The 20,962-nt window shown below is 72.1% G+C and carries 25 protein-coding genes and 1 pseudogene; 14 read left to right on the forward strand and 12 right to left on the reverse strand.

Going from position 1 to position 20,962, the window contains the following annotated elements; genetic code table 11:
* Positions 1-47 precede the first annotated feature (47 nt).
* Together ACWIHY_RS13605 and ACWIHY_RS13610 are read left to right on the forward strand one after the other, a co-directional pair.
* Positions 48-980 (forward strand): DeoR/GlpR family DNA-binding transcription regulator, encoded by a 933-nt coding sequence (locus tag ACWIHY_RS13605; protein ID WP_454375816.1) that lies wholly within the window; start codon positions 48-50, stop codon positions 978-980.
* Positions 981-1,068: 88 nt separating this feature from the next.
* Positions 1,069-1,551 carry an SRPBCC family protein gene (locus tag ACWIHY_RS13610; RefSeq protein WP_454375817.1) on the forward strand — a complete coding sequence of 161 codons (483 nt, stop codon included), beginning with the start codon at positions 1,069-1,071 and terminating at the stop codon, positions 1,549-1,551.
* A 52-nt stretch (positions 1,552-1,603) separates the two neighbouring features.
* Here ACWIHY_RS13610 and ACWIHY_RS13615 read toward each other — a convergent pair whose 3' ends face one another.
* Positions 1,604-2,740, reverse strand: a complete 1,137-nt coding sequence (locus ACWIHY_RS13615) for a PLP-dependent cysteine synthase family protein (RefSeq protein WP_454375818.1) — start codon at positions 2,738-2,740, stop codon at positions 1,604-1,606.
* Between the two features lie 273 nt (positions 2,741-3,013).
* On the opposite strand from ACWIHY_RS13615, the gene ACWIHY_RS13620 reads away from it, so the two are divergent.
* A complete protein-coding gene (locus ACWIHY_RS13620; RefSeq protein WP_454375819.1) occupies positions 3,014-3,358 on the forward strand; it encodes a hypothetical protein in 345 nt (114 codons plus the stop codon).
* A gap of 166 nt (positions 3,359-3,524) precedes the next feature.
* Positions 3,525-4,055 (forward strand): ATP-binding protein, encoded by a 531-nt coding sequence (locus ACWIHY_RS13625; RefSeq protein ID WP_454375820.1) that lies wholly within the window; start codon positions 3,525-3,527, stop codon positions 4,053-4,055.
* A gap of 129 nt (positions 4,056-4,184) precedes the next feature.
* Here ACWIHY_RS13625 and ACWIHY_RS13630 read toward each other — a convergent pair.
* The 4 genes and pseudogenes from ACWIHY_RS13630 to ACWIHY_RS13645 form a co-directional block, all read right to left on the reverse strand.
* Positions 4,185-4,601: pseudogene (locus ACWIHY_RS13630) on the reverse strand (ABC transporter substrate-binding protein); the annotation flags it as partial.
* A gap of 174 nt (positions 4,602-4,775) precedes the next feature.
* The gene (locus ACWIHY_RS13635) at positions 4,776-4,964 is read right to left on the reverse strand and encodes a hypothetical protein (protein WP_454375821.1); all 189 of its coding nucleotides are present in this window, start codon (positions 4,962-4,964) and stop codon (positions 4,776-4,778) included.
* Positions 4,961-5,251 (reverse strand): SHOCT domain-containing protein, encoded by a 291-nt coding sequence (locus tag ACWIHY_RS13640; RefSeq protein ID WP_454375822.1) that lies wholly within the window; start codon positions 5,249-5,251, stop codon positions 4,961-4,963. The genes ACWIHY_RS13635 and ACWIHY_RS13640 overlap by 4 nt, the downstream gene beginning before the upstream one ends.
* A 244-nt stretch (positions 5,252-5,495) precedes the next feature.
* Positions 5,496-6,728, reverse strand: coding sequence for an ROK family protein (locus ACWIHY_RS13645; protein WP_454375823.1), 1,233 nt, complete (start codon positions 6,726-6,728; stop codon positions 5,496-5,498).
* Between the two features lie 197 nt (positions 6,729-6,925).
* Here ACWIHY_RS13645 and ACWIHY_RS13650 point away from each other — a divergent pair, with 197 nt between their 5' ends.
* The 3 genes from ACWIHY_RS13650 to ACWIHY_RS13660 are packed head-to-tail and all read left to right on the forward strand — an operon-like array spanning position 6,926 to position 9,282.
* On the forward strand, positions 6,926-8,176 hold the full coding sequence (locus ACWIHY_RS13650) for an MFS transporter (protein WP_454376043.1): 1,251 nt from the start codon (positions 6,926-6,928) through the stop codon (positions 8,174-8,176).
* Between the two features lie 14 nt (positions 8,177-8,190).
* Positions 8,191-8,511, forward strand: coding sequence for an SCO4225 family membrane protein (locus ACWIHY_RS13655; protein ID WP_454376044.1), 321 nt, complete (start codon positions 8,191-8,193; stop codon positions 8,509-8,511).
* Positions 8,512-8,544: 33 nt separating this feature from the next.
* Entirely contained in the window at positions 8,545-9,282 is a 738-nt protein-coding gene (locus ACWIHY_RS13660) for a maleylpyruvate isomerase family mycothiol-dependent enzyme (RefSeq protein ID WP_454375824.1), read from the forward strand.
* 134 nt (positions 9,283-9,416) lie between these two features.
* On the opposite strand, the gene ACWIHY_RS13665 is transcribed toward ACWIHY_RS13660, so the two are convergent.
* The gene (locus tag ACWIHY_RS13665) at positions 9,417-9,818 is read right to left on the reverse strand and encodes a MarR family winged helix-turn-helix transcriptional regulator (protein ID WP_454375825.1); all 402 of its coding nucleotides are present in this window, start codon (positions 9,816-9,818) and stop codon (positions 9,417-9,419) included.
* 86 nt (positions 9,819-9,904) lie between these two features.
* Between ACWIHY_RS13665 and ACWIHY_RS13670 the strand changes: the two genes are divergently transcribed.
* A complete protein-coding gene (locus ACWIHY_RS13670) occupies positions 9,905-11,392 on the forward strand; it encodes an MFS transporter (RefSeq protein WP_454375826.1) in 1,488 nt (495 codons plus the stop codon).
* 72 nt (positions 11,393-11,464) lie between these two features.
* Complete coding sequence (locus ACWIHY_RS13675) at positions 11,465-11,743, forward strand: DUF6332 family protein (protein WP_454375827.1); 279 nt, start codon at positions 11,465-11,467, stop codon at positions 11,741-11,743.
* Here the strand turns inward: ACWIHY_RS13675 and ACWIHY_RS13680 are convergent.
* Positions 11,704-12,369, reverse strand: coding sequence for a response regulator (locus ACWIHY_RS13680; RefSeq protein WP_454375828.1), 666 nt, complete (start codon positions 12,367-12,369; stop codon positions 11,704-11,706). The two genes, ACWIHY_RS13675 and ACWIHY_RS13680, sit on opposite strands and share 40 nt — an antisense overlap.
* Positions 12,366-13,637, reverse strand: coding sequence for a sensor histidine kinase (locus ACWIHY_RS13685; protein WP_454375829.1), 1,272 nt, complete (start codon positions 13,635-13,637; stop codon positions 12,366-12,368). The genes ACWIHY_RS13680 and ACWIHY_RS13685 overlap by 4 nt, the downstream gene beginning before the upstream one ends.
* A 165-nt stretch (positions 13,638-13,802) precedes the next feature.
* On the opposite strand from ACWIHY_RS13685, the gene ACWIHY_RS13690 reads away from it, so the two are divergent.
* On the forward strand, positions 13,803-14,120 hold the full coding sequence (locus ACWIHY_RS13690) for an AfsR/SARP family transcriptional regulator (RefSeq protein WP_454375830.1): 318 nt from the start codon (positions 13,803-13,805) through the stop codon (positions 14,118-14,120).
* Here the strand turns inward: ACWIHY_RS13690 and ACWIHY_RS13695 are convergent.
* On the reverse strand, positions 14,078-14,818 hold the full coding sequence (locus ACWIHY_RS13695) for a TetR/AcrR family transcriptional regulator (RefSeq protein WP_454375831.1): 741 nt from the start codon (positions 14,816-14,818) through the stop codon (positions 14,078-14,080). The genes ACWIHY_RS13690 and ACWIHY_RS13695 overlap by 43 nt on opposite strands.
* Before the next feature lie 125 nt (positions 14,819-14,943).
* Here ACWIHY_RS13695 and ACWIHY_RS13700 point away from each other — a divergent pair, with 125 nt between their 5' ends.
* Entirely contained in the window at positions 14,944-15,393 is a 450-nt protein-coding gene (locus tag ACWIHY_RS13700; protein ID WP_454375832.1) for a nitroreductase family deazaflavin-dependent oxidoreductase, read from the forward strand.
* Positions 15,394-15,421: 28 nt separating this feature from the next.
* Here ACWIHY_RS13700 and ACWIHY_RS13705 read toward each other — a convergent pair whose 3' ends face one another.
* Positions 15,422-16,636, reverse strand: a complete 1,215-nt coding sequence (locus ACWIHY_RS13705; RefSeq protein ID WP_454375833.1) for a geranylgeranyl reductase family protein — start codon at positions 16,634-16,636, stop codon at positions 15,422-15,424.
* A gap of 168 nt (positions 16,637-16,804) precedes the next feature.
* On the opposite strand from ACWIHY_RS13705, the gene ACWIHY_RS13710 reads away from it, so the two are divergent.
* Both ACWIHY_RS13710 and ACWIHY_RS13715 read left to right on the forward strand, forming a co-directional pair.
* On the forward strand, positions 16,805-18,169 hold the full coding sequence (locus ACWIHY_RS13710) for a M20/M25/M40 family metallo-hydrolase (protein WP_454375834.1): 1,365 nt from the start codon (positions 16,805-16,807) through the stop codon (positions 18,167-18,169).
* A gap of 82 nt (positions 18,170-18,251) precedes the next feature.
* Positions 18,252-18,971 carry an MBL fold metallo-hydrolase gene (locus ACWIHY_RS13715; RefSeq protein WP_454375835.1) on the forward strand — a complete coding sequence of 240 codons (720 nt, stop codon included), beginning with the start codon at positions 18,252-18,254 and terminating at the stop codon, positions 18,969-18,971.
* On the opposite strand, the gene ACWIHY_RS13720 is transcribed toward ACWIHY_RS13715, so the two are convergent.
* Positions 18,930-19,967 carry an NUDIX hydrolase gene (locus ACWIHY_RS13720; protein ID WP_454375836.1) on the reverse strand — a complete coding sequence of 346 codons (1,038 nt, stop codon included), beginning with the start codon at positions 19,965-19,967 and terminating at the stop codon, positions 18,930-18,932. The two genes, ACWIHY_RS13715 and ACWIHY_RS13720, sit on opposite strands and share 42 nt — an antisense overlap.
* Before the next feature lie 265 nt (positions 19,968-20,232).
* Here ACWIHY_RS13720 and ACWIHY_RS13725 point away from each other — a divergent pair, with 265 nt between their 5' ends.
* Entirely contained in the window at positions 20,233-20,421 is a 189-nt protein-coding gene (locus ACWIHY_RS13725; protein ID WP_214967020.1) for a hypothetical protein, read from the forward strand.
* 13 nt (positions 20,422-20,434) lie between these two features.
* On the opposite strand, the gene ACWIHY_RS13730 is transcribed toward ACWIHY_RS13725, so the two are convergent.
* A complete protein-coding gene (locus tag ACWIHY_RS13730) occupies positions 20,435-20,944 on the reverse strand; it encodes a tetratricopeptide repeat protein (RefSeq protein ID WP_454375837.1) in 510 nt (169 codons plus the stop codon).
* Between the last annotated feature and the right edge of the window lie 18 nt (positions 20,945-20,962).

A 20,962-nucleotide genomic window follows, 5' to 3' on the forward strand; every position in this document is an offset into this window, starting at 1 on the left:
CCATGCCTGTACGCCCTGTACCACGGAACGAAGGGACCGGACCGCCCGTGACCGACAGTCAGAACCTGCTCGCGGAGCAGCGTCGTGCCTTGATCCTCGACGAGGTCAGGCGCCGCGGCGGTGTCCGGGTCCAAGAGCTGACCAGGAAGCTCAACGTCTCCGACATGACGGTGCGCCGGGACCTGGACGCGCTGGCGCGACAGGGTGTCGTGGAGAAGGTGCACGGCGGCGCCGTGCCGGTGGTCGAGGCGAGTACGCACGAGCCGGGCTTCGAGGCGAAGTCGGGCCTCGAGCTGAGCGCCAAGGAGGACATCGCGCGGGCGGCCGCGGCGATGGCGGTGCCCGGCAGCGCGATCGCTCTGTCCGGCGGTACGACGACGTACGCGCTCGCCCAGCACCTGCTGGAGGTGCCGGACCTGACGGTGGTGACCAACTCGGTGCGGGTCGCGGACGTGTTCCACACGGCGCAGCGCGCGGGCGGCGGGAAGGGGCCGCGGCCCGGAGCGGCCACGGTGGTGCTGACCGGCGGCGTACGGACGCCTTCGGACTCGTTGGTGGGGCCGGTCGCCGACCAGGCGATCCGCTCGCTCCACTTCGACGTGCTGTTCCTCGGGGTGCACGGGATCTCGGTCGAGGCGGGTCTCTCGACGCCGAACCTGGCGGAGGCCGAGACGAACCGGCGCCTGGTGCGGTCGGCGCGGCGGGTCGTCGTGGTCGCGGATCACACCAAGTGGGGCACAGTGGGCCTGAGTTCGTTCGCGACTCTCGAGGAGGTCGACACCCTGGTGACGGACGGCGGGCTGTCCGACGCGGCCCGTGAGGAGATGGCCGAGCATCTGCCGGGGCTGGTCGTCGCCGGCGAGGTTTCGGCCGGGGGCGCAGACGGCGCCGCCGGCACACACGGCACCGCCGGCACGGACAGCACTGTCGGCACGGACGGCACCGGGTACGTCGGCAGCAGCGACCCCGCAGACGCCTGACAGCCCGTCAGGTAATCTGTGCGGGCTAGGTCAGCGGCCGGGTCCGACGGCCCGGTCCACCACCGAACCCGCTGGGGGTACAGGTCCCATGGCACGCCGACTCCGCCCTGTGGAACTCGACTTCGCCGAGACCGCGCCGACGCGCCTGGTCTTCGCGGCCGAGGTGGCCGCGCCCCCGGAAGCCGTGTACCGGGCGCTCGCCGAGGACGTCACCGGCTGGCCCGCCTGGTTCGGCGCGGTGACGATGTGCCGACCCACGGCGGACGGCGCCGGGCGCGAGGTACGCCTGAGGGGCGGCACCCGGTTCCAGGAGACGATCCTGGCCAGGGAGCCCGGCGAGCGGTACGCGTACCGCGTCGATGTGACCAACGCACCCGGGATACGCGCCCTGCTGGAGGAGTGGCGGCTCGCTCCGGCCGCCGGTCCGGGGACACGGGTGCGGTGGACGTTCGCGGCGGCGGGACCGGCGCCGCTCGGGCTGGCGCTGCGCCTGGGCCGGCCGGGGCTGGGACGGGCCTTCCGCGGCGCGGTGCGCAGTCTCGACCGGCGACTGGCTTCGACGCCTTCCTAGGCGCCGGTCGCCCGTACCGGTCGGCCACCGGTCGGCCACCGGCCGCCGGCGCTCAGCAGGACCATTCCCCGGTTTCCAGGAACTGGTCGATCGCGGCGCTGTACGGGGTGATGTCCAGGCCCTGTTCGGCGAGCCAGACGTCCGAGTAGTACTTGTCGAGGTAGCGGTCGCCGGGATCGCAGATCAGCGTGACGACGCTGCCCCTCTCCCCCTCCGCGACCATCCCCGCGATGATCTTCAGAGCGCTCCACAGCCCGGTCCCCGTGGAGCCGCCGGCCTTGCGGCCGATGGCCCGGTCCAGCGCCCGTACGGCCGCCACGCTCGCCGCGTCCGGGACCTTCATCATCCGGTCGACCGCACCGGGCACGAAGCTCGGCTCCATGCGGGGCCGGCCGATGCCCTCGATGCGTGAGCCGCAGTCGCTCGTGGCGCCCGCGTCACCCCGGGTCCAGCCGTCGAAGAAACAGGAGTTCTCCGGGTCGGGTACGCAGATGCGCGTGTCGTGCTGCATGTAATGGACGTAGCGCGCGATGGTCGCGGACGTGCCGCCCGTCCCGGCGGTGGCGACGATCCAGGCCGGTTCCGGGTACCGCTCCAGCCTGAGCTGCTGGTAGACGGATTCGGCGATGTTGTTGTTGCCGCGCCAGTCGGTGGCGCGTTCCGCATAGGTGAACTGGTCCATGTAGTGGCCGCCGGTCCGGGCCGCGAGGGCGGCCGACTCCTCGTACATCTTCCGGGAGTCGTCGACGAAGTGGCACTGCCCGCCGTGGAATTGGATCAGCCGGATCTTCTCGGGGCTGGTGGTGCGGGGCATCACCGCGATGAAGGGGACGCCGATCAGCTTCGCGAAGTACGCCTCGGAGACGGCGGTCGAGCCGCTGGACGCCTCGATGACGGGCTTGCCGGGTCTGATCCAGCCGTTGCACAGGCCGTAGAGGAACAGCGAGCGGGCGAGCCGGTGCTTGAGGCTGCCGGTCGGGTGGGTCGACTCGTCCTTGAGATACAGGTCGATCCCCCACTCCTCGGGCAGCGGGAAGCGCAGCAGGTGCGTGTCCGCGGAGCGGTTGGCGTCCGCCTGGACCTTGCGCACGGCCTCTTTCAGCCAGGCCCGGTATTCCGGATCGCTGCGGTCCACGTCGATCGTCGCCACGGCGTTGCCGCCGGTGCGTGCCTGGTCAGTGGTGCTCATGCGGGCCACTCCTCGTCGTAGCGCTCCCGGGGCGGCTGGTTCGCCCCGGAAACTCCGGTCCCCAGCTGCCACTTTAAGCCTCTCACCTGCACAAACGTTGACTTTGGGGAGCCATAGGGATCGCTTGTGGGGCGGGGTGGTACGCACGTGGGCGCGGTCCCGGGCCGGGCCGGCCGATCCGTGAGGGGCTCTGGTGCAAAAGCCCCGGCTTGTGCAGACTGCGCACGAGAAACCTGCGCGAAGAGGACACCTGCGCGAAGGGGGCGAAGTGGAATGGCGGAGCCCGAGTTCAGCGCCACGGGCGTACGAATAGGGCGCTGGCCCCGCTCACTGACCAAGGCCGGCCAGGTGCTGGTCAAGGACGGCAGGCTGATCCTGCTGACGAGCAACGGGCGGGAGATCGACAGCGCGCCGCTGGGCTCCGTGACCGCGGCCAGGCCCTGGTTCGCCGGGGACGACAGCACCGTGGCGACGGTCAACGGGACCCGGTACCGGCTCACCATGGGGCAGCGAGGGCAGGCCAAGGACGGCGAGGAGCTGGCCTGCCGGTTCCTGGAGGCGGTCCGCGCCGCGCAGGACGCGTACGGCCTTCCGGGCGTACAGGATTCGCGGGACTGATGAGATGCGAGTTGCGCGGCCGTAACACCTGGGTGACCCTGGTCTCACATCACTCAGGGTGCAACGGCGGTGACGCTGAGAACCAGCCCCGCCGGACCAAACAGCAGACAGCCACTGCTGGATCCGTTCTTCGTCTTCTTCCGGACCTATTCGGGGAGTCGCAGCCGTGATCAGCGAGCCAAGCAGGCACTGCACGGTGGAGCTCCAGGCCCTGCCGTCGCGGATCGGTCAGGTCCGCAGAATCATCTCGGCGCAATTGCGCTACTGGCACATGGATCCCTTGATAGACCCGGCGGCGCTCGGCGTCACCGAACTGCTGACCAACGTCCACCGGCACGCAGAGCCGGACAAGATGTGCACCGTGGAGATCGAGCTGCTGCTCGACCGCCTGACGGTGTCCGTCCACGACCACGATCCGCGTCTGCCCACCGTCCGTGCGGCCGGCGCGTCCGAGACGAGCGGGCGCGGTCTCGCTCTCATCGAGGCGGTCAGCGAGAGCTGGGGCGTGCGCCCGCAGGGCGACGCCGGGAAGGTCGTGTGGTTCACACTCCCCACACCGGCTCCCGCCGTGACTTTGCCGCCGTACCCCGTGTACGGAGCGACGACCGACGGACCGTTCTCCGACACCGGGGCCGGTCACGAGGCCATCCAGGCGACGCACGCGCCCACCGCCGTCCGGTCCGCCGTAGTCGGCTGACGGGACGGCGGTTCCGGCCACCAGGGCCCGCCCTGCGGCGCGAGCCGCAGGCCGCGGGGCCCTACTCCGTGGCGATGGCGCGCAGTACGTCCAGGCGCGCCGGCGAAGGCCATGCGCCCTCGGACGCCTTCACGAGCACCAGCTGGGGAAGGCACCGAATGCGAGGCCGAGCTCCCTGGTCCGTTCGTGGACGGCCAGGGGCAGGGTGTTGGCGATGCCGAGCAGCGCGATCACGACCGCGAGGGCCAGCAGGGCGTAGACCGGCGTCAGCATCATGTCCATGGCGCCTGCCGCGGACCGGGCGTACTCCGCGCGGGTCCGCACCTCGGGGTCGCCGTACGCCGCCCCGGCCCTCTCGACGGCTGCCGCGCCTTCGGCGTCCCCCACGCCATCCTTGCAACTGACGGCGACGAGGGGGGCTGAGTCCTGTCCTCGGTGCGGCGCCCAGGCTTCGCGCGTAATGACGCAGTCGCCCGCGAGTTCCGACTGTGCGAGGACGGCCCGGTCGGTGAAGGTCCGCTTCCCGCCGTCTGCTGTGCAGCGCGTTGCGCCCGGCCGGACCGCTGGTGACCACGCATCCGGCCGAGCGGGCCGCCGCCGAGCACCCGGACGGCGTAAGCCGAGGCAACGGGACCGAGCACCACGAAGGCGACGACCGCCAGCAGGGGCCGGCCGCGACGCCGATGCCGACGAGCAGTCCGGCCGCGGAGGCGACGACTGCTACGACGCTCGCTTCGGCGTGGGTCGATCCGACGGCCTGGCGCCGTCGGTGCCACCCCGGCCGTAGACCTTCCCGGCGTCGACAACGCGGGCGGCGGTCTCGGTGCCGGTCGCCGTGACGGCGGTGCTGGTCACGGTGTCGGCGCCGGCGCTCTTCAAGCTGCCGTAGCCGGTACGGGTGCTGGTCACGCGCCACCGTCCTTCGACGCGGTACGGCCGAACTGCTCGTCCAGTACGGACAGACGGCGCCAGTACTCCTCCTCGTCGATCTCACCGGAGGCGAAGCGGCGGCCGAGCATGGCGATCGGTGAGCTCTCGCCGTACGACGCCCGCTCGTGCCAGGGCCCACGGCGCCCGCGTCCACCGCGCCACACCGTGCGGCGCAGCACGGTGACGACGCCGACGACGACGGCCGCCCAGATCAGCGGGAAGAAGAGAATCCATGGGCCCGGTCCTTCGTGCGCCAGGGTGTTCATCTCGGTCAGCTCCTCGGTGCGCTCTCGTGGTCAGGTGCTACGAGCGTCGCTCCGGGAGGGGGTGCTGGTCGTCGTACAGCCAGCGGCAGTGTGCGTACCACGCGGGGAGTAGGCAGAGCCCTTTCGGCTGCTTCCGGCGGGGGCCCCGATTCCGGAGCAGCGGCCGGGTGAGCCTTGTCGCCGGGCGCTCAGCCGTGGGTGCTCCTTCCCTCGTCGTACGGCTCGATGGAGCGGTACGCCTCGGTCATGCGGTCCCGTGCGACGCGGCGAGGGCGGCGAGCGGGTCGTCGAGAACCGGCTGCCATGCCAACTCGGCCGCTCCGACGAGGCTGTTGTGGTCCAGCGTGCACGGCAGGATGGGCACGCCGCCGCTTCGCCCCCACAGGCTGCGGTCGGCCACTACGGCGCGCAGCCGTTCCGGGTCGGCGTCGAGCAGTTCGCGGTGGAGGCCGCCGAGGATGATGCGGTCGGGGTTGAGGATGTTCACGAGTCCGGCGAGGCCGAGGCCCAGGCGGTCGATCAGCTCCGCCCCCGCACCCCTGATCGCCGGATCGTCGTACTCGGCCCGCAGCAGCTCGCGGGACTGCTGGAGCAGGGAGACCTCGGGGCCCGGGGCGCGCCCGGCCGCGGTGAGGAAGGCCAGCGGGTCGGTCTCGACGTCGAGGCAGCCGCGGCCGCCGCAGTAGCAGGGGCGGCCGTCGGGGTTGACCGTGAGGTGTCCGACTTCGAGGGCGAGCCCCGAACTGCCGGTGTGCAGGCGGCCGTCGACGACCAGCGCCCCGCCGACGCCGCGGTGGCCCGTGGCGACACAGAGGAGGTGCTGGGCGCCGCGGCCCGCACCGTGGCGGTGCTCGGCGAGTGCGGCGAGGTTGACATCGTTGCCCGCGAAGGCGGGTCCGGCGATCCCTGCGGCGCTTACCTGCTCGGCGAAGATGTCGCGGACCGGGGAGCCGGCGGGCCAGGCGAGGTGCAGTGGGTTGAGGGCGGTGCCTTCCGGCTCCGCCACGGCGGACGGCACGGCGAGGCCCGCGCCCACGCAGCGGCGACCGCTCTCGCGCAGCAGCGCCGCGCCCGCCTCGACCACTGCCCCGAGCACCTGCGCCGGGTCGGCGGACACCGTCTTGCGCCCCGGTGCTGTCGCGACGGTCCGGCCGCCGAGGCCCACGAGCGCCGCGCGGTAGCCGTCGGCGTGGATCTGGGCGGCGAGGACCACGGGGCCGGAGTCGTTGACGGCCAGCCGGTGCGAGGGGCGGCCCTGCGAGCCGGCCGCCGCCCCCGGCCGGGAGTCGACCTGGATCAGCCCGAGGGCCTCCAGTTCGGCGGCGACGGCGCCGGCGGTGGCCCTGGTGACGCCGAGCTCGGCGGTCAGGACGGCGCGGGTGGGCGCCCGTCCCGTGTGCACCAGTTCCAGGGCGGGCCCGAGCGCGCTCCGGCCTCTCTCCAGCCTCGTTCTGATGGTGGTCGCCTTCCCGTTCATGGGGGCGAGTCTCCCATGAACGAGAAGATCGTCCGGGTCCGGCTCCGGTTGCCCATGCCGCTGACCACCTGTCTTGTACGGATCCAGGGTGGCCCCTATTCTGAGTTTGTGCCGCACCTAAACAAACTACGACGGCCGTTCCGGGAAGGCAGGGCGGAAAGCCCGCCACAGCCTCCCTGTCCCGCCTCCGCACCGCGCTGACCGTGTTCTTCGCCCTCGACGGCTTCCTCTTCGCCGGCTGGGTGGTCCGAATCCCCGCCATCAAGGAACAGACGGGGGCCTCCGCCGGCGACCTCGGTCTCGCCCTGCTCGGCGTGTCCGGGGGCGCGGTGATCACGATGATGCTCACCGGGCGGCTGTGCCGGCGCTTCGGGAGCCACCCCGTGACGGTGGCATGCGGTGTACTCCTGTCGTTGAGCATCGCGCTGCCCGCACAGACGCACTCGACGCTCGCGCTCGGCCTCGTACTGCTGGCCTTCGGCGCTGCGTACGGCGGCATCAACGTCGCGATGAACAGCGCCGCGGTCGATCTGGTGGGGGCCGTGCGACGCCCGGTGATGCCGAGCTTCCACGCCGCCTTCAGCCTGGGCGGCATGGCGGGGGCCGGCCTCGGCGGCCTGGTCGCGGGGCACCTTTCCGCGGCCGCCCATCTGCTGGCCCTGACGGGCATCGGGCTCGTCGTCACCGCCGTGGCGGGACCCGCACTGCTGCGCTGCCTTGCGCCCGCAGGGGAACGCTCCCCCGAGCGTTCCGCGGAACGGCCCGTCGAGGCGCCCGGGAACGGCCCGCGGCCGCTCCCGGGAACGACCCGCAAAGCCGTCGCCCTCTTCGGCGTGATCGCGCTGTGCACGGCGTACGGCGAAGGGGCACTCGCCGAATGGGGCACCCTCCACCTCCAGGAGGACCTCCACGCCCACCCGGGCATCGCCGCCACCGGGTACTCCCTCTTCGCTCTCGCCATGGCGGTGGGGCGGCTCAGCGGGACCAGGCTGCTCGAACGGCTCGGCCAGACCCGCACCCTCGTAACCGGCGGGTCGCTCGCCGCGGTCGGCATGCTGCTCGGCGCGCTCGCACCCGCCACCTGGGCCGTGCTTCTCGGCTTCGCCGTGACGGGGCTCGGCCTCGCGAACATCTTCCCCGTCGCGGTAGCCCGGGCCGGCGCGCTCGCAGGCCCGAGCGGTGTGGCAGCGGCGTCCACGCTCGGTTACGGCGGCATGCTCATCGGGCCACCCGTCATCGGCTTCCTCGCCGACTGGTTCTCGCTGCCCGTGGCACTGACGACGGTGGCGATGCTGGCCGCGGCCGCCGCGCTACTGGGGTACGCGGCGCGCAACGCGTCGTCGCACGGGCCCGCCCGAGTAGGCGCACTCAGGCGCGTCCGGCTCCGCGGGCACACCCTGGAGGCACCAACACAGGACGGGGAACCACCACGGCCTCTCGACGACTGAGCAGCATCGCGCGCCTGACGTTCCGCAACCCCGCCTCGCTGGCCTACCTCGGACTCGTCGCCGCGGCGGCGGTGTTCGTCACGGTCGACACCCTCTTCGTGAATCACGAGGACGCCTCGTTCGCCGGGCTGGCGCTGCTCCTCGTGAGCGCGCCGACGATCGTCGGTTTCTTCGCCGGCGGGGACCTGCTCGGGGTGGCCGTGGCCGAATCCGACTGGTTCCTGTACACGGCTCTGCCGCTCTCCGTGCTCATCCAGTCGTTCGCGATCGCCTGGTTCGCCCGGCTTCTCGGCGACGTCTCGCCCGGCCGCGCCGCCCGCCCGCACAGCACGTGATCATCTGCGGGGGCGGCTGGCACAATCTCCCGCATGGAGACAGCCAGATTCATTGATTTGCTCGACCAGGAGGGCCGCTTGCTGGCCACCGCCGCCGGGAAGGCGGGTCCCGGCACCGACGTGCCCACCTGCCCCGGCTGGCAGATCCGCGACCTCTTGCGGCACACGGGTGTGGTCCACCGCTGGGCAACGGCGTTCGTCGCGGAAGGCCACACGACGTTCCACCCCGAGGAGAGCGAACCCGACCTGGACGGTGACGCGCTGCTCGACTGGTTCCACGAGGGGCACACCCTCCTGGTGGCCGCGCTGAAGGCCGCGCCCGAGGACCTGGAGTGCTGGATATTCATGCCCGCGCCGTCGCCGCTCGCCTTCTGGGCGCGGCGGCAGGCGCACGAGACGGCGATACACCGCATGGACGCCGAGGCGGCGCTCGGCTCCGGATTCGCCTCGCTGCCCAGGGAGTTCGCGGCGGACGGCGTAGACGAGCTGCTGCGCTCGTTCCACGCCCGCGACCGCAGCCGGGTGCGCACCACCGAGCCGCGACTGCTGCGCGTACGGGCGACGGACTCGGACGATGTATGGACGATACGGCTCTCCGACGGGCCGCCGCGCACCGACCGGAGCACCGACGGCCCCGCGGACTGCGAGGTGAGCGGTCCCGCCGAGCTGCTCTACCCGACCCTGTGGAACAGACTGCCGATGTCCGGGATCACCGTGTCCGGCGACCGCGCGCTCGCGCATCTGTGGCAGGAGAAGTCCCACATCATCTGAGCCTGCGGCACCTGAGCGCGACACACCTGGCCGTTTGCCACCTGAGCCTGCCGCACCTGAGCGCGACGCACTCGGTCGTCGCGCACCCGCTCGTTACGCACCCGGCCGCGGCCAGCCGGCCGGGTCGGCCGCCGCTACTTGGTCCGGTCCGCCAGCATCCGTGACAGCACCGCGCGCTGCAGCGGCTTGACCTCGGCGTGACGCGCCCGGCCCGCGTCGGTGAGCGCGACCTTCACTCCCCTGCGGTCCTCGCTGCACATCCCTCGGTGGACCAGCCCGTCCTTCTCCAGCCGGCCGATCAGCCGGGACAGAGCGCTCTGACTCAGGTGGACCTGGTCCGCCAGTTCCTGGACGCGGTACGCACAGGTGCCGTCCTCGGCCGTGCCTTCGGCCAGCACGTCCAGTACCTCGAAGTCGCTGGCGCCCAGATGGTGCGGGTGCAGCGCGCGGTCCAGCTCGCAGAGCGTGCTCGCATGCAGCGCGAGGATGTCGCGCCACGCCTCCCCGAGCACCCGCTCGGACTTCTCAGCTGCCATGGGCGCACGTTAGCAGAGTCCACCTCATTGTTGCATCGGAATTAAATGCACTTGCATTCAATGCATGCGCATGTACTGTGCTGCCCATGACCTCTCCGCTCAACGTCCGTCCTGCACAGGAGCGTTGGAGCCCGCGCCTGTGGGGCACCCTGCTCGTCCTCTGCGCCGCGATGTTCCTCGACGCCCTCGACGTCTCGATGGTCGGCGTCGCCCTGCCGTCCATCGCCACCGATCTCGACCTGTCCACTTCGACCCTGCAGTGGATCGTCAGCGGCTACATCCTCGGATACGGCGGCCTGCTGCTGCTCGGCGGCCGCGCGGCCGACCTGCTCGGCCGGCGCCGCGTCTTCCTCGTCGCGCTGGGCGTCTTCGCGCTCGCCTCACTGCTCGGCGGGCTCGTCGACTCGGGCCCGCTCCTGATCGCCAGCCGCTTCATCAAGGGCCTCAGCGCCGCGTTCACCGCCCCTGCCGGCCTCTCCATCATCACCACGACGTTCAAGGAAGGCCCGCAGCGCAACCGCGCGCTCTCCATCTACACCACCTGCGCCGCCACCGGCTTCTCCATGGGCCTGGTCCTGTCCGGCCTGCTCACCGAGCTGAGCTGGCGCTGGACGATGCTGCTGCCCGCGCCGATCGCCCTGCTCGCCCTGCTCGCGGGCATCAGGATGATCCCGCACAGCGACCGCGACGGCTCCAGCGGCGGCTACGACCTGCCGGGCGCCGTCACCGGCACGGCCTCCATGCTGCTGCTCGTCTTCACCGTCGTCGAAGCGCCCGAAGCCGGCTGGGGCTCAGCCCGCACCCTGCTCTCGTTCCTCGCGGCGGCCGTGCTGCTCACCGTCTTCGTGATGATCGAGCGGCGCACCGCCAGCCCGCTGATCCGGCTCGGCGTACTGCGCTCCGGCAGCCAGATCCGGGCGCAGCTGGGCGCGGCCACCTTCTTCGGCAGTTACGTCGGGTTCCAGTTCCTGGTGGTCCAGTACATGCAGTCGCTGCTCGGCTGGTCCGCGCTCCAGACCGCGCTGGCCTTCCTGCCGGCCGGTGTCCTGGTCGCGCTCTCCTCCACCAAGATCGGTGATGTGGTGGACCGGTTCGGTACGCCGCGTGTCATCGCGGCCGGCCTCACGTTCCTCGTGGCCGGTTACGCGCTCTTCCTGCGCGTCAGCCTCGTTCCGCAGTACGCCGCCGTGATCCTCCCGTCGATGCTGCTGATCGGCGCGGCCTGCGCACTGGTCTTCCCGTCGCTCAACATCCAGGCCACCACCGGCGTGGCCGACAACGAGCAGGGCATGGTGTCCGGCCTGCTCAACACCTCGGTCCAGGTGGGCGGAGCGATCTTCCTGGCCGTGGTGACCGCCGTGATCACGGCGGGCGGCGGCGAGGGCGGCTCGCCCCAGGCGGTGCTGGACAGCTTCCGTCCCGGCCTCGTCGTGGTGACGGCGGTCGCGGCCGTGGGGCTGCTCATCACGCTCACCGGGCTGCGCCGGCCGCGTGCGCAGCAGACCATCGTGCTCGCCAAGTCCGTACCGCAGACGCCCGATGCCGCGCCGGAGCGGGTCGGCGCCCTGGACTGACCGGCGAGGGGGACGTGTGCGGCCGGCGGCGCCTCTTGCCCGCCGGCCGCACACGCTGTGAGACTTCCGGACATGGGAACAAGGACGCAGGCCCAGCGCGACGCGATGACGATCGAGATCGGTTTCGCCGTACTGAGCGCGGCCGTTCTCGCAGGTGTCACCTTCGCCGCCGTCACCGTCCCCTGGTACGTCATCGGCGTCTCGCCGCGTCCGCGCGGCATCATGCTGGTGACCGGTTGCGTGCTGGCCGTGGCCACCTTCCTCGTGCGGGTCGTGCACGTGTTGTGGGGCTACCGCGGCGCACCCGGGACTCAGCCGAGCCAGCCCGGGCGCACCAGCCCCGACTCGTAGGCCAGTACGACCAGCTGGGCGCGGTCGCGGGCCCCCAGCTTCACCATGGTGCGGCTGACATGCGTCTTCGCGGTGAGCGGGCTGACGACGAGACGGCGGGCGATCTCCTCGTTGGACAGGCCGATGCCCACCAGGGCCATCACCTCCCGCTCCCGCTCGGTGAGTTCCGCCAGCGCCCCGTCCTCCGCCGGTTCCTTGGAGCGGGCCGCGAACTCCGCGATCAGCCTGCGCGTCACACCGGGCGACAGCAGCGCGTCCCCGTCCACCACGGCCCGTACGGCCCTCAGCAGCTCCTGCGGCTCGGTGTCCTTGACGAGGAAACCCGAGGCCCCGTTACGGATCGCCTCGAAGACGTACTCGTCGAGCTCGAAGGTGGTCAGCATGATCACCTTTACGCCGTCCAGACCGGCGTCGCCGGTGATCCGGCGCGTGGCGGCCAGACCGTCGAGCAGTGGCATGCGGATGTCCATCAGCACGACGTCGGGGCGCAGTTCGCGCACCAGGCGCACCGCTTCCTCACCGTCGGCGGCCTCCCCCGCGACCTCGATGCCGGGCTGAGCGTCCAGCAGGGCCCGGAAGCCCGCCCGTACCAGCGACTGGTCGTCGGCGAGCAGTACGCGGATCACGAGTTCTCCTTCGGCGTCTTCTGCGATCTCTGCGAGGCCTGCGAGGTCCGCGCGGCGGGGAACGGAAGCGTGGCCTCCACGCGGAAGCCCCCGTCCGGGCGCGGCCCGGCCTCGATCGTGCCGCCGAGGGCGGCGGCGCGCTCGCGCATTCCCACCAGACCGTTGCCGCTGCCGCCCGGGTCGCCGCCGTTGGCCGGGCCGTCGTCATCGATCCGCAGGCCGAGGCTGCCCGGCGCGTAGGCGAGCCGGACGCGGGCGGTGCGCGAGCCGGAGTGCCGGACCACGTTGGTCAGGGCCTCCTGGACGATACGGAAGGCGGCGAGGTCCGCGCCGGGCGGCAGGGCGGACCGTACTCCTTCCGTCGTGACCTCCACCGTGAGGCCGGCCCCCGAGGCCTGTTCCACCAGCTCCGGAAGCCGGTCCAGTCCGGGCGCCGGGGAACGCGGTGCGTCGCCCGGCGTGCGGAGTGTGTCGAGGACCTGCCGTACTTCGCCGAGCGCCTCCTTGCTCGCGGCCTTGATGGTGGTCAGGGCGCTGCGGGCCTGTTCGGGATCGGAGTCGAGCAGGGCCAGCCCCATGCCCGCCTGGACGTTGATGACCGAGATGCTGTGAGCGAGTACGTCGTGCAGTTCGCGGGCGATGCGCAGCCGTTCCTCGTCGGTTCGCCGCTTCTCGGCCACCTGGCGCTCGACGCGCTCTCGCGCCCGCTGCTCCCGGCGTAGGCGCACGAGCTCCGACGCGGCGAGGATGGCCACCACCCAGGCGGCGACGACGAGTTCCTGCCCCCAGGGGGCGGGCTCGTCCCCGCCGGGCGGCAGCCATCGGTAGAGCCAGTGCGAGATGAGGACATGGCCGGCCCACAGCATCCCGAGGGCCCACCAGGCGGCCCGCCGGTGGCCCGCGACGACGGCGGCGAAGCAGCCCATGGCGGCGGGGACGAAGACCGGCCCGTACGGATAGCCCGCGCCCAGGTAGACCATCGCCGCCGCCGACGTACCGAACGCCACGGCCACGGGGTACCGGTGACGCAGCAGAAGCAGCGCCGCTCCCGCGAACAGCAGGAGCCGGGCGAAGAGGTCGAGCGGTTCCCGGTCGAGCTGCTCCCCGGCCGCGAACCGGGACCCCAGCTGCACGAACACGGTCACGGCGAGCGTCGAGACCCACGGCAGCCGGCCGGTCGTCCCCCAGGCCGGCCAGGGCCGCCGTCGCGGCGGTCCGCCCCGCTTCCAGGGAGGAGCGCCGCACCAGCGTTCATGCTGCGGTTTCATACCGGCCACGCTAGACCGGGCGCGGCGGGCGGGGCGTCAGCCGGGCGGCGTGATCACACGTACTCCCCGCGTAGTACCTGATCGTCGGGAGCGGCCGCCGCCGGAGCCTCGCACAGGCCGAAGCGGACGTGCAGCCTGCAGCGGACCGGACGCCCACCAGTTGGGGTGCCCGGCCAGGCGCATCGCGACGGGCAGCAGCACGACCCGGACGAGCGTCGCGTCGACGAGGATCGCCGGCGCCGTGCCGACGCCGAGTTCCTTGAGAGGGCGACGCCCCCGCTGCGCGAGCGGCTCACCTGGCCGCTGATGCCGACGCTGTACCGCAGCGGGCGCTCGTCGGACGCGCTGTTGGCCTACGAGGACACGCGGCGCCGCATCGCCGGGGCGATGGGCGCCGATCCGGGCCCGGCGCTGCGCTCGCTGCACCAGCGGGTGCTGCGTCAGGACCCGGCTCTGCTGCCGGGGGCGGTGTTGGCGGCCTGACCGCTGCCGCCGATCAGGCCCACGGCGTGGGCCAGGCCGACGGCGGAGTGTTCGAAGAAGGTGTCGCGGTCCTCGACGATCCGGTTGAACTGGCCGAAGAGCTCGAAGGAGATCAGGCCGAAGAGCTGTGACCAGGCGGCGACCAGAGCGGCGACGACCGGAGGGGGAAGGTCGGGGGCCACGTCCCCGGTGATCCGGCGGGCTTCGGGGCGCAGGGCCACGGCGAGGGGCGGGACCGCGATGCCGTTGTCCTGGTGGGCTTCGCGTACGACGGAGATGAGGGTCCGGCCCACGCGGGAGGCAGGGCCGACCGTGGCCGTGGGGGCGGTGTAGCCGGGGACGGGCGAGCCGTAGATCAGGGCGTACTCGTGGGGGTGCTCGAGCGCCCAGGTGCGTACGGCGTTGCAGACGGCGGTCCAGCGGGCGGTGTGGGCGGCGCGGGCGGGCTGGCCGGCGAGGGCGGTCTCGGCGGCGGCGCCCACCGCGTCGTACGCGTCGACGATCAGCGCCGTCAGGAGGTCGTCGCGGCTGGGGAAGTACCGGTAGAGCGCGGAGGACACCATGCCGACTTCGCGGGCGACGGCGCGCAGGGAGAGCTTCGCGGCGCCTTCGGCGGCGAGCTGTCTGCGGGCCTCCTCTTTGATGGCCGCCGTTACCTCGGTCCGGGCTCGCTCTCGGGCTCCTCGCACGGTGCTCATGGAAGAACATTTTGCCACGACTGAGAGCACCGCCCAATAACGAGAGCACTGCTCTTGCTTTGGATCGCCGATCGCGTGCACACTGCTCTCAAGCGAGAGCAGTGCTCACAAACAAGGGGTACGCGATGTCGGCACACGTCCAGAAGCCCGGCTGGTTCACGGTGAACGTCCTCAACCGCACAGTCGCCTGGCTCACGCGCCGGGGGCTCAGCATCCGGGGCTCCCGAGTCCTCGCGGTGCGCGGCCGCAAGAGCGGCGAGTGGCGCCGTACCCCGGTCAACCCGCTGACCGTGGACGGCGCGATGTACCTCGTCGCACCCCGCGGGCATGTCCAGTGGACGCACAACATGCGCGCGGCCGGCGGCGGCGAGCTCCACCTCGGCAGGAAGACCGAGGCATTCACCGCCGCCGAGGTCCCCGACGACGAGAAGCCGGAACTGCTCCGCGCCTACCTCGAGCGCTGGAAGGCGGAGGTCGGCGTCTTCTTCGGCGGCGTGGGCCCGGACTCCTCCGCCGAGGAGCTGCGCCGCATCGCCCCCGACCACCCCGTCTTCCGCGTCACGGTCGCCCCCTGAGCCCCGGGCCGGCGTACGGGCCCGATGCCTACGGCCTGTCCAGCGCGCTCAGCGCGCGCTGGACGACCGGGCGCGTACGCACGATCTCGCCCAGGGTCGTCGAACCGCGCGTGATCCCGGCGAACATCTTCCAGGCCGGCCGGAATCCGGTTATGGCCGCATGCAACAGCCCCGGCCGCCGCTCGAACAGCGCGAGCATCCGCCGTCCGACGCCCATCTCCACACCCAGCCCCGCCTTGATCGCGAACGCGTAGTTCAGTGCCTGCCGACGGGCGTCGACGGCGTCCTGCGCCTCCGCGATCCGCACCGCCCACTCCCCCGCCAGCCGCCCGGAGCGCAGCGCGAAGGAGATCCCCTCGCGGGTCCACGGCTCCAGCAGCCCGGCCGCGTCCCCGCACACCAGCACCCGGCCCCGCGACAGCGGCGAGTCGTCGCTGCGGCAGCGCGTCAGATGCCCCGAGGAGACAGCCGGTTCGAATCCGGCCAGCCCGAGCCGGGCGATGAAGTCCTCCAGGTACCGCTTGGTGGCTGCCCCGTCGCCGCGCGCCGAGATCACTCCGACGGTCAGCGTCTCCCCCTTGGGGAACACCCAGCCGTAACTGCCCGGGATCGGACCCCAGTCGATGAGCACGCGTCCCGCCCAGTCCTCGGCGACCGTCTGCGGCACCGGGATCTCGGCCTCCAGGCCGAGATCCACCTGGTCGAGCTTCACCCCGACGTGTGCGCCTATCCGGCTCGCGCTGCCGTCCGCGCCCACCACCGCGCGCGCCAGCACCGTGTCGCCGCCCGCCAGGACGACGGCCACCGTGCGCCGGTCCGGCACGGCCGCGCCGTGCTGCTCGACGCGCGCCACCGTCACGCCGGTGCGGACCACCGCGCCCGCCTTCTCCGCCTCCTCGACCAGTGCGGCGTCGAACTCCGGCCGGTTGATGAGGCCGAAGAGCATCTGCTTCGAACGGCGTGTCCGCGTCAGCTTCCCGCCCAGCGAGAACGTCACGGCATGCACACGGTCCCTGAACGGCAGGTCGAAACCGGGTGGCAGTGCGTCGCGCGACGGCCCGATGATGCCGCCGCCGCAGGTCTTGTAGCGGGGGAGCTCCGCCTTCTCCAGAAGGAGTACGCGCCGTCCCGTGACCGCGGCCGCATAGGCCGCCGACGACCCGGCGGGCCCGGCACCGACCACGACCACGTCCCACACCGGCTCGTCGTGCTCACGTCCGGCGTCTGCGTTCTCGCTGCTCACGATGTGCTTCTGCTCCTGATCCGCCCGGTGATCCGTACTGCTGACGCATCCTACGGCGCAGGAGCCGCCGATCTCGCTGTGGGAGGATCGGGCGGTGCTTGTCGGCCACCCCGTACGAACACATACACGTACACGTACAACAACGTCGCACTCACAAGGAGCGTGCCCATGACCGCCAATCCGATAGCCGAGACCATCGCCTCGCTGATGCCCCGCGCGAAGACGGAGCTGGCCGAGCTGGTGGCCTTCCGGTCGGTGGCGGACCCCGCTCAGTTCCCGAAGAGCGAGTGCGAGGCGGCCGCCGTCTGGTGCGCCGACACCCTGCGCGCCGAGGGCTTCGAGGACGTCGCCCTGCTCGACACCCCCGACGGCACCCAGTCCGTGTACGGCTTCCTGCCCGGCCCGGTGGGCGCTCCGACCGTTCTGCTGTACGCGCACTACGACGTGCAGCCGCCGCTGGACGAGTCCGCGTGGGTCTCGCCGCCCTTCGAGCTGACCGAGCGCGACGGCCGCTGGTACGGGCGCGGCGCCGCCGACTGCAAGGGCGGCTTCATCATGCACCTGCTCGCGCTGCGCGCCCTCAAGGCGAACGGCGGCGTGCCGGTTTCGGTGAAGGTCATCGCGGAGGGCTCGGAGGAGCAGGGTACGGGCGGTCTCGAGCAGTACGCCGAGGCGCACCCCGAGCTGCTCGCCGCCGACACGGTCGTCATCGGCGACACCGGCAACTTCCGCGTCGGTGTGCCGACCGTCACCGCCACACTGCGCGGCATGACCATGCTGCGGGTGCGCGTCGACACCCTCGAAGGCAACCTGCACTCGGGCCAGTTCGGCGGCGCCGCCCCGGACGCGCTGGCCGCGCTCGTCCAGCTGCTGGCCTCGCTGCGCGCCGAGGACGGTTCGACGACCGTGGACGGGCTGACCTCCGACTCCTCGTGGGACGGCCTCGAGTACCCCGAGGCGGAGTTCCGCAAGGACGCCCGGGTTCTCGACGGGGTCGGCCTGATCGGGCACGGCACGGTCGCCGACCGCATCTGGGCCCGCCCCGCCGTCACCGTCATCGGCATCGACTGCCCGCCGGTCGTCGGCGCGACGCCGTCGCTCCAGGCGAGCGCGCGGGCGCAGGTCAGCCTGCGGGTGCCGCCGGGTCAGGACGCCGCCGAGGCCACCGAGCTGCTGATCGCCCACCTCCTGGCCCACACGCCGTGGGGCGCGCGGGTCTCGGTGGAACGGGTGGGTCAGGGCCAGCCGTTCAAGGCGGACGTGAGCAGTCCGGCGTACACCTCGATGGCGGAGGCGATGCGCGTGGCGTACCCGGGCGAGGAGATGCAGACGGCCGGCATGGGCGGCTCGATCCCGCTGTGCAACACGCTCGCCGCGCTCTACCCGAAGGCCGAGATCCTGCTCATCGGGCTGAGCGAGCCGGAGGCGCAGATCCACGCGGTGAACGAGAGCGTCTCGCCCGACGAGCTGGAGCGGCTGTCCGTCGCCGAGGCGCTGTTCCTCACCAACTACGCGCGTTCCAAGCAGGGTTAGAAGCAGGAGTTAAGCGCTGAGCGGAGATCGCCGAGAGCGTAGATCCGTGCGACGGGCGGGCGGCCGACCCTATGTTCGGCGCATGGATCTCGACGTACTCGAAGTAATCCCCGGCCGTCTGCACATGTTCCGCTTCCCCATCGGCCAGGCGTACCTCTGGCGCGACGGCGACGAGCTGACCCTGATCGACGCCGGCCACAGGGACGCGGCGGCCGGCATCGAGGAAGCGATACGGGGCCTGGGCCTGCGCCCGGAGAACCTCCGCCGCATCGTCCTCACCCACTGCCACCGCGACCACGTCGGCGCCGCCGGAGAACTCGCGGGGCGGTACGGCGCCGAGGTGGTCGCCCACCGGCTGGACGCGCCCGTGATCCGCGGCGAGCAGCCGTTGCCCGAGCCCGTACTGCTGGACTGGGAGCGGCCGCTGTACGCCCACGGGCTGACCGTGCCGCCGGCCCCGCCCACCCGGGTGGACCGGGAGGCCGAGGACGGCGACCTGCTGGGATTCGGCGACGGCGCGCGGGCCGTCCACTCCCCCGGCCATACGGACGGCAGCATCGCCGTCCATCTCCCGCACCACGGTGTGCTGTTCACGGGCGACTGCGTCGCAGGCGTCGGCCAGGTCATGCTGGGCGTGTTCAACACCGACAGGGAGCGTGCCCTGGAGTCGTTCCGCCGACTGGCGGCGCTCGCCCCCTCCACCGCCTGCTTCGGCCACGGCGACCCCTTGACGGAGGGCACGGCGGACCTGCTGCGGGCATCAGCCGACCGGGACTCCGGCCTCGAGGTTGAGCACGGCTGACCTCTCGCGGGCCCGCAGCGCCCAGCGCAGCCGTTCGTACCGGTTCGGCGGCAGCAGGCCGGCGGCCTCCTCCTCGGTGACGAAGCGCCAGCCGCGCAGTTCGGAGCCGGGGAGCACCAGCCGGCCGGCCGCGGCGCTGTCGAGTCTGCCGCCGTCGAAGATCAGGCGCAGACCGCCGAACGCGGGTGGCCGCGGCGGCTCCCAGTCGACGACCAGCAGCCTCGGCACATCGACGAGTTCTATCCCGATTTCCTCCTCGACTTCCCGTATCCCAGCGCGCGCGGGCGCCTCCCCGCGCTCCACGACCCCTCCGGGGAACTCCCAGCCCGGCTTGTAGGTGGGATCGACGAGCAGTACCCGGTCCGCCTCGTCGAAGAGCAGAACGCCCGCGGCGACGGTCTCGGCGGTCGGTGCGGGTGTCTGCACGATCTCGCAGCCCCCGGCGGCCCCGGTGCGTACGGCGTAGGCGATCCGTACGGCCGTCTCGGCGGGCGTCAGCGCGCTGGTGTCGACGACGTGGGCGTCGGCGGCGAGCCAGGACAGCGCGGCTCGGTACGGCTCGATGTGCTCGTACGCCCATTGCCGTACGCGCTCGCTGCCTTCGGGGTCGTCCACCAGCTCCTCGCGGGCGGCGATCCGTCCCCGAAGGATCGTTTCGTCGGCGGCCAGCAGCACATGGCACACCGGGACACGACGTGCGGCGAGACCACCGAATATCTCGTCGCGGTACTCCTGACGCAGCAGCGTCATGGGCACCACCAGCACGCCGCCCACTTCCGCGAGGAGCGCGGCGGCCGTGTCCACCACCAGGCGGCGCCAGATGGGCAGGTCCTGGTAATCGGTGACCTCCGCGAGCCGCTTCTGCGGCAGCAGGTTGCGCAGTTCCCCGCCGATCAGTTCGGGGTCGTAGAAGGTGCTGTTCGGGATCAGATCGATCAGTTCGCGTGCGGCGCTGGTCTTGCCCGCACTGAACGCACCGTTGATCCAGACGATCACGGTTCCCCCTCTTCCGTCGCCCCCTGTGGCCTGCCCGCGGCACCGTGCCGCGGAAACCCGGGGTCACCGCATCGTGCCCGCGACCGTTTGGGCACACAACCGTGCCGATGCTGTGGCATGCCAGGGGCAACGGTGCGGGGCACGGGTGGCGTCGTACGGAGGGAGAGGGTGCCCCGGCGGGATGCGGGAACCGTGACGCACGCGCGCGGAGTCTCGTTGGGGGAACCGGAGCAAGAGTTCGACAGGCATGGGAGCGGGGTGCGGCATGAGTCGCATGGTGTTGGAACAGTTCCCGGCCGGCGGCCCCAGGGGCAGCTGGCCGGCCGAGGAATTCGCCCTGGCACGGCGGGCGGAGGGGTGTCCGGCGGAGGTCGTGATGGACCTGGAGGCGGACGCGTTCCTGGTGGTCGTGGTGCAGCGGGCCGCGGAAGCCGGCTCGCAGGGCCGGGGCTAGGCCGCCGTGGCGCTCACGGCTGCTCGGTGGCGTCGAGGTCGTCGGCGTACTGCTCGATGGCGCGGCGGTAGCTCCGCACCCGTGGGTCGCCGCTCGTGGCCGCCAGGGCCCTGAGCAGCGTCCGTACGGCCTCGCGGCCTTCGCCTGTGTTGTACAGCGCCATGGCCAGGAAGGACTCCAGCGCCGGGTCCTGGGGGAATTCCGCCAGGCCGCGGCGCAGGGTGCGCAGGGCCGGCTCGTAGCGGCCCAGGACGCGGTAGGTGCTGCCCAGTCCGAGGAAGACGCCGTGGCGGTCTTCGGCGGGCAGGCCGGGGACGCTCAGGGCCCGTTCGTAGTAGGGCACGGCCTCGTGCTCCAGGCCGAGCACGTCGTGCGCCCAGGCGGCCTGGTAGGCGATCTCGGCGTCCTGCGGATACTGATCGGCCAGCGCCACGAGCTGGGCGCGGGCCTCGGCGACCCGGCCGTCCTCGCGCAGCCGTACTGCCTGCGAGAGGGCCGTGTCCCGCTCTTGATCACCGTTCATGGGCCCACGCTGGCACGG

It is taken from the genome of Streptomyces sp. NPDC055287 (assembly GCF_053646035.1).

Coding starts and splice junctions, on each gene's coding strand:
- ACWIHY_RS13610 (WP_454375817.1), top strand. CDS start 1,069: ATGGCACGCCGACTCCGCCCTGTGGAACTCGACTTCGCCGAGACCGCG.
- ACWIHY_RS13615 (WP_454375818.1), bottom strand. CDS start 2,740: ATGAGCACCACTGACCAGGCACGCACCGGCGGCAACGCCGTGGCGACG.
- ACWIHY_RS13620 (WP_454375819.1), top strand. CDS start 3,014: ATGGCGGAGCCCGAGTTCAGCGCCACGGGCGTACGAATAGGGCGCTGG.
- ACWIHY_RS13640 (WP_454375822.1), bottom strand. CDS start 5,251: ATGAACACCCTGGCGCACGAAGGACCGGGCCCATGGATTCTCTTCTTC.
- ACWIHY_RS13645 (WP_454375823.1), bottom strand. CDS start 6,728: ATGAACGGGAAGGCGACCACCATCAGAACGAGGCTGGAGAGAGGCCGG.
- ACWIHY_RS13660 (WP_454375824.1), top strand. CDS start 8,545: ATGGAGACAGCCAGATTCATTGATTTGCTCGACCAGGAGGGCCGCTTG.
- ACWIHY_RS13665 (WP_454375825.1), bottom strand. CDS start 9,818: ATGGCAGCTGAGAAGTCCGAGCGGGTGCTCGGGGAGGCGTGGCGCGAC.
- ACWIHY_RS13670 (WP_454375826.1), top strand. CDS start 9,905: ATGACCTCTCCGCTCAACGTCCGTCCTGCACAGGAGCGTTGGAGCCCG.
- ACWIHY_RS13675 (WP_454375827.1), top strand. CDS start 11,465: ATGGGAACAAGGACGCAGGCCCAGCGCGACGCGATGACGATCGAGATC.
- ACWIHY_RS13685 (WP_454375829.1), bottom strand. CDS start 13,637: ATGAAACCGCAGCATGAACGCTGGTGCGGCGCTCCTCCCTGGAAGCGG.
- ACWIHY_RS13695 (WP_454375831.1), bottom strand. CDS start 14,818: ATGAGCACCGTGCGAGGAGCCCGAGAGCGAGCCCGGACCGAGGTAACG.
- ACWIHY_RS13700 (WP_454375832.1), top strand. CDS start 14,944: ATGTCGGCACACGTCCAGAAGCCCGGCTGGTTCACGGTGAACGTCCTC.
- ACWIHY_RS13710 (WP_454375834.1), top strand. CDS start 16,805: ATGACCGCCAATCCGATAGCCGAGACCATCGCCTCGCTGATGCCCCGC.
- ACWIHY_RS13715 (WP_454375835.1), top strand. CDS start 18,252: ATGGATCTCGACGTACTCGAAGTAATCCCCGGCCGTCTGCACATGTTC.
- ACWIHY_RS13725 (WP_214967020.1), top strand. CDS start 20,233: ATGAGTCGCATGGTGTTGGAACAGTTCCCGGCCGGCGGCCCCAGGGGC.
- ACWIHY_RS13730 (WP_454375837.1), bottom strand. CDS start 20,944: ATGAACGGTGATCAAGAGCGGGACACGGCCCTCTCGCAGGCAGTACGG.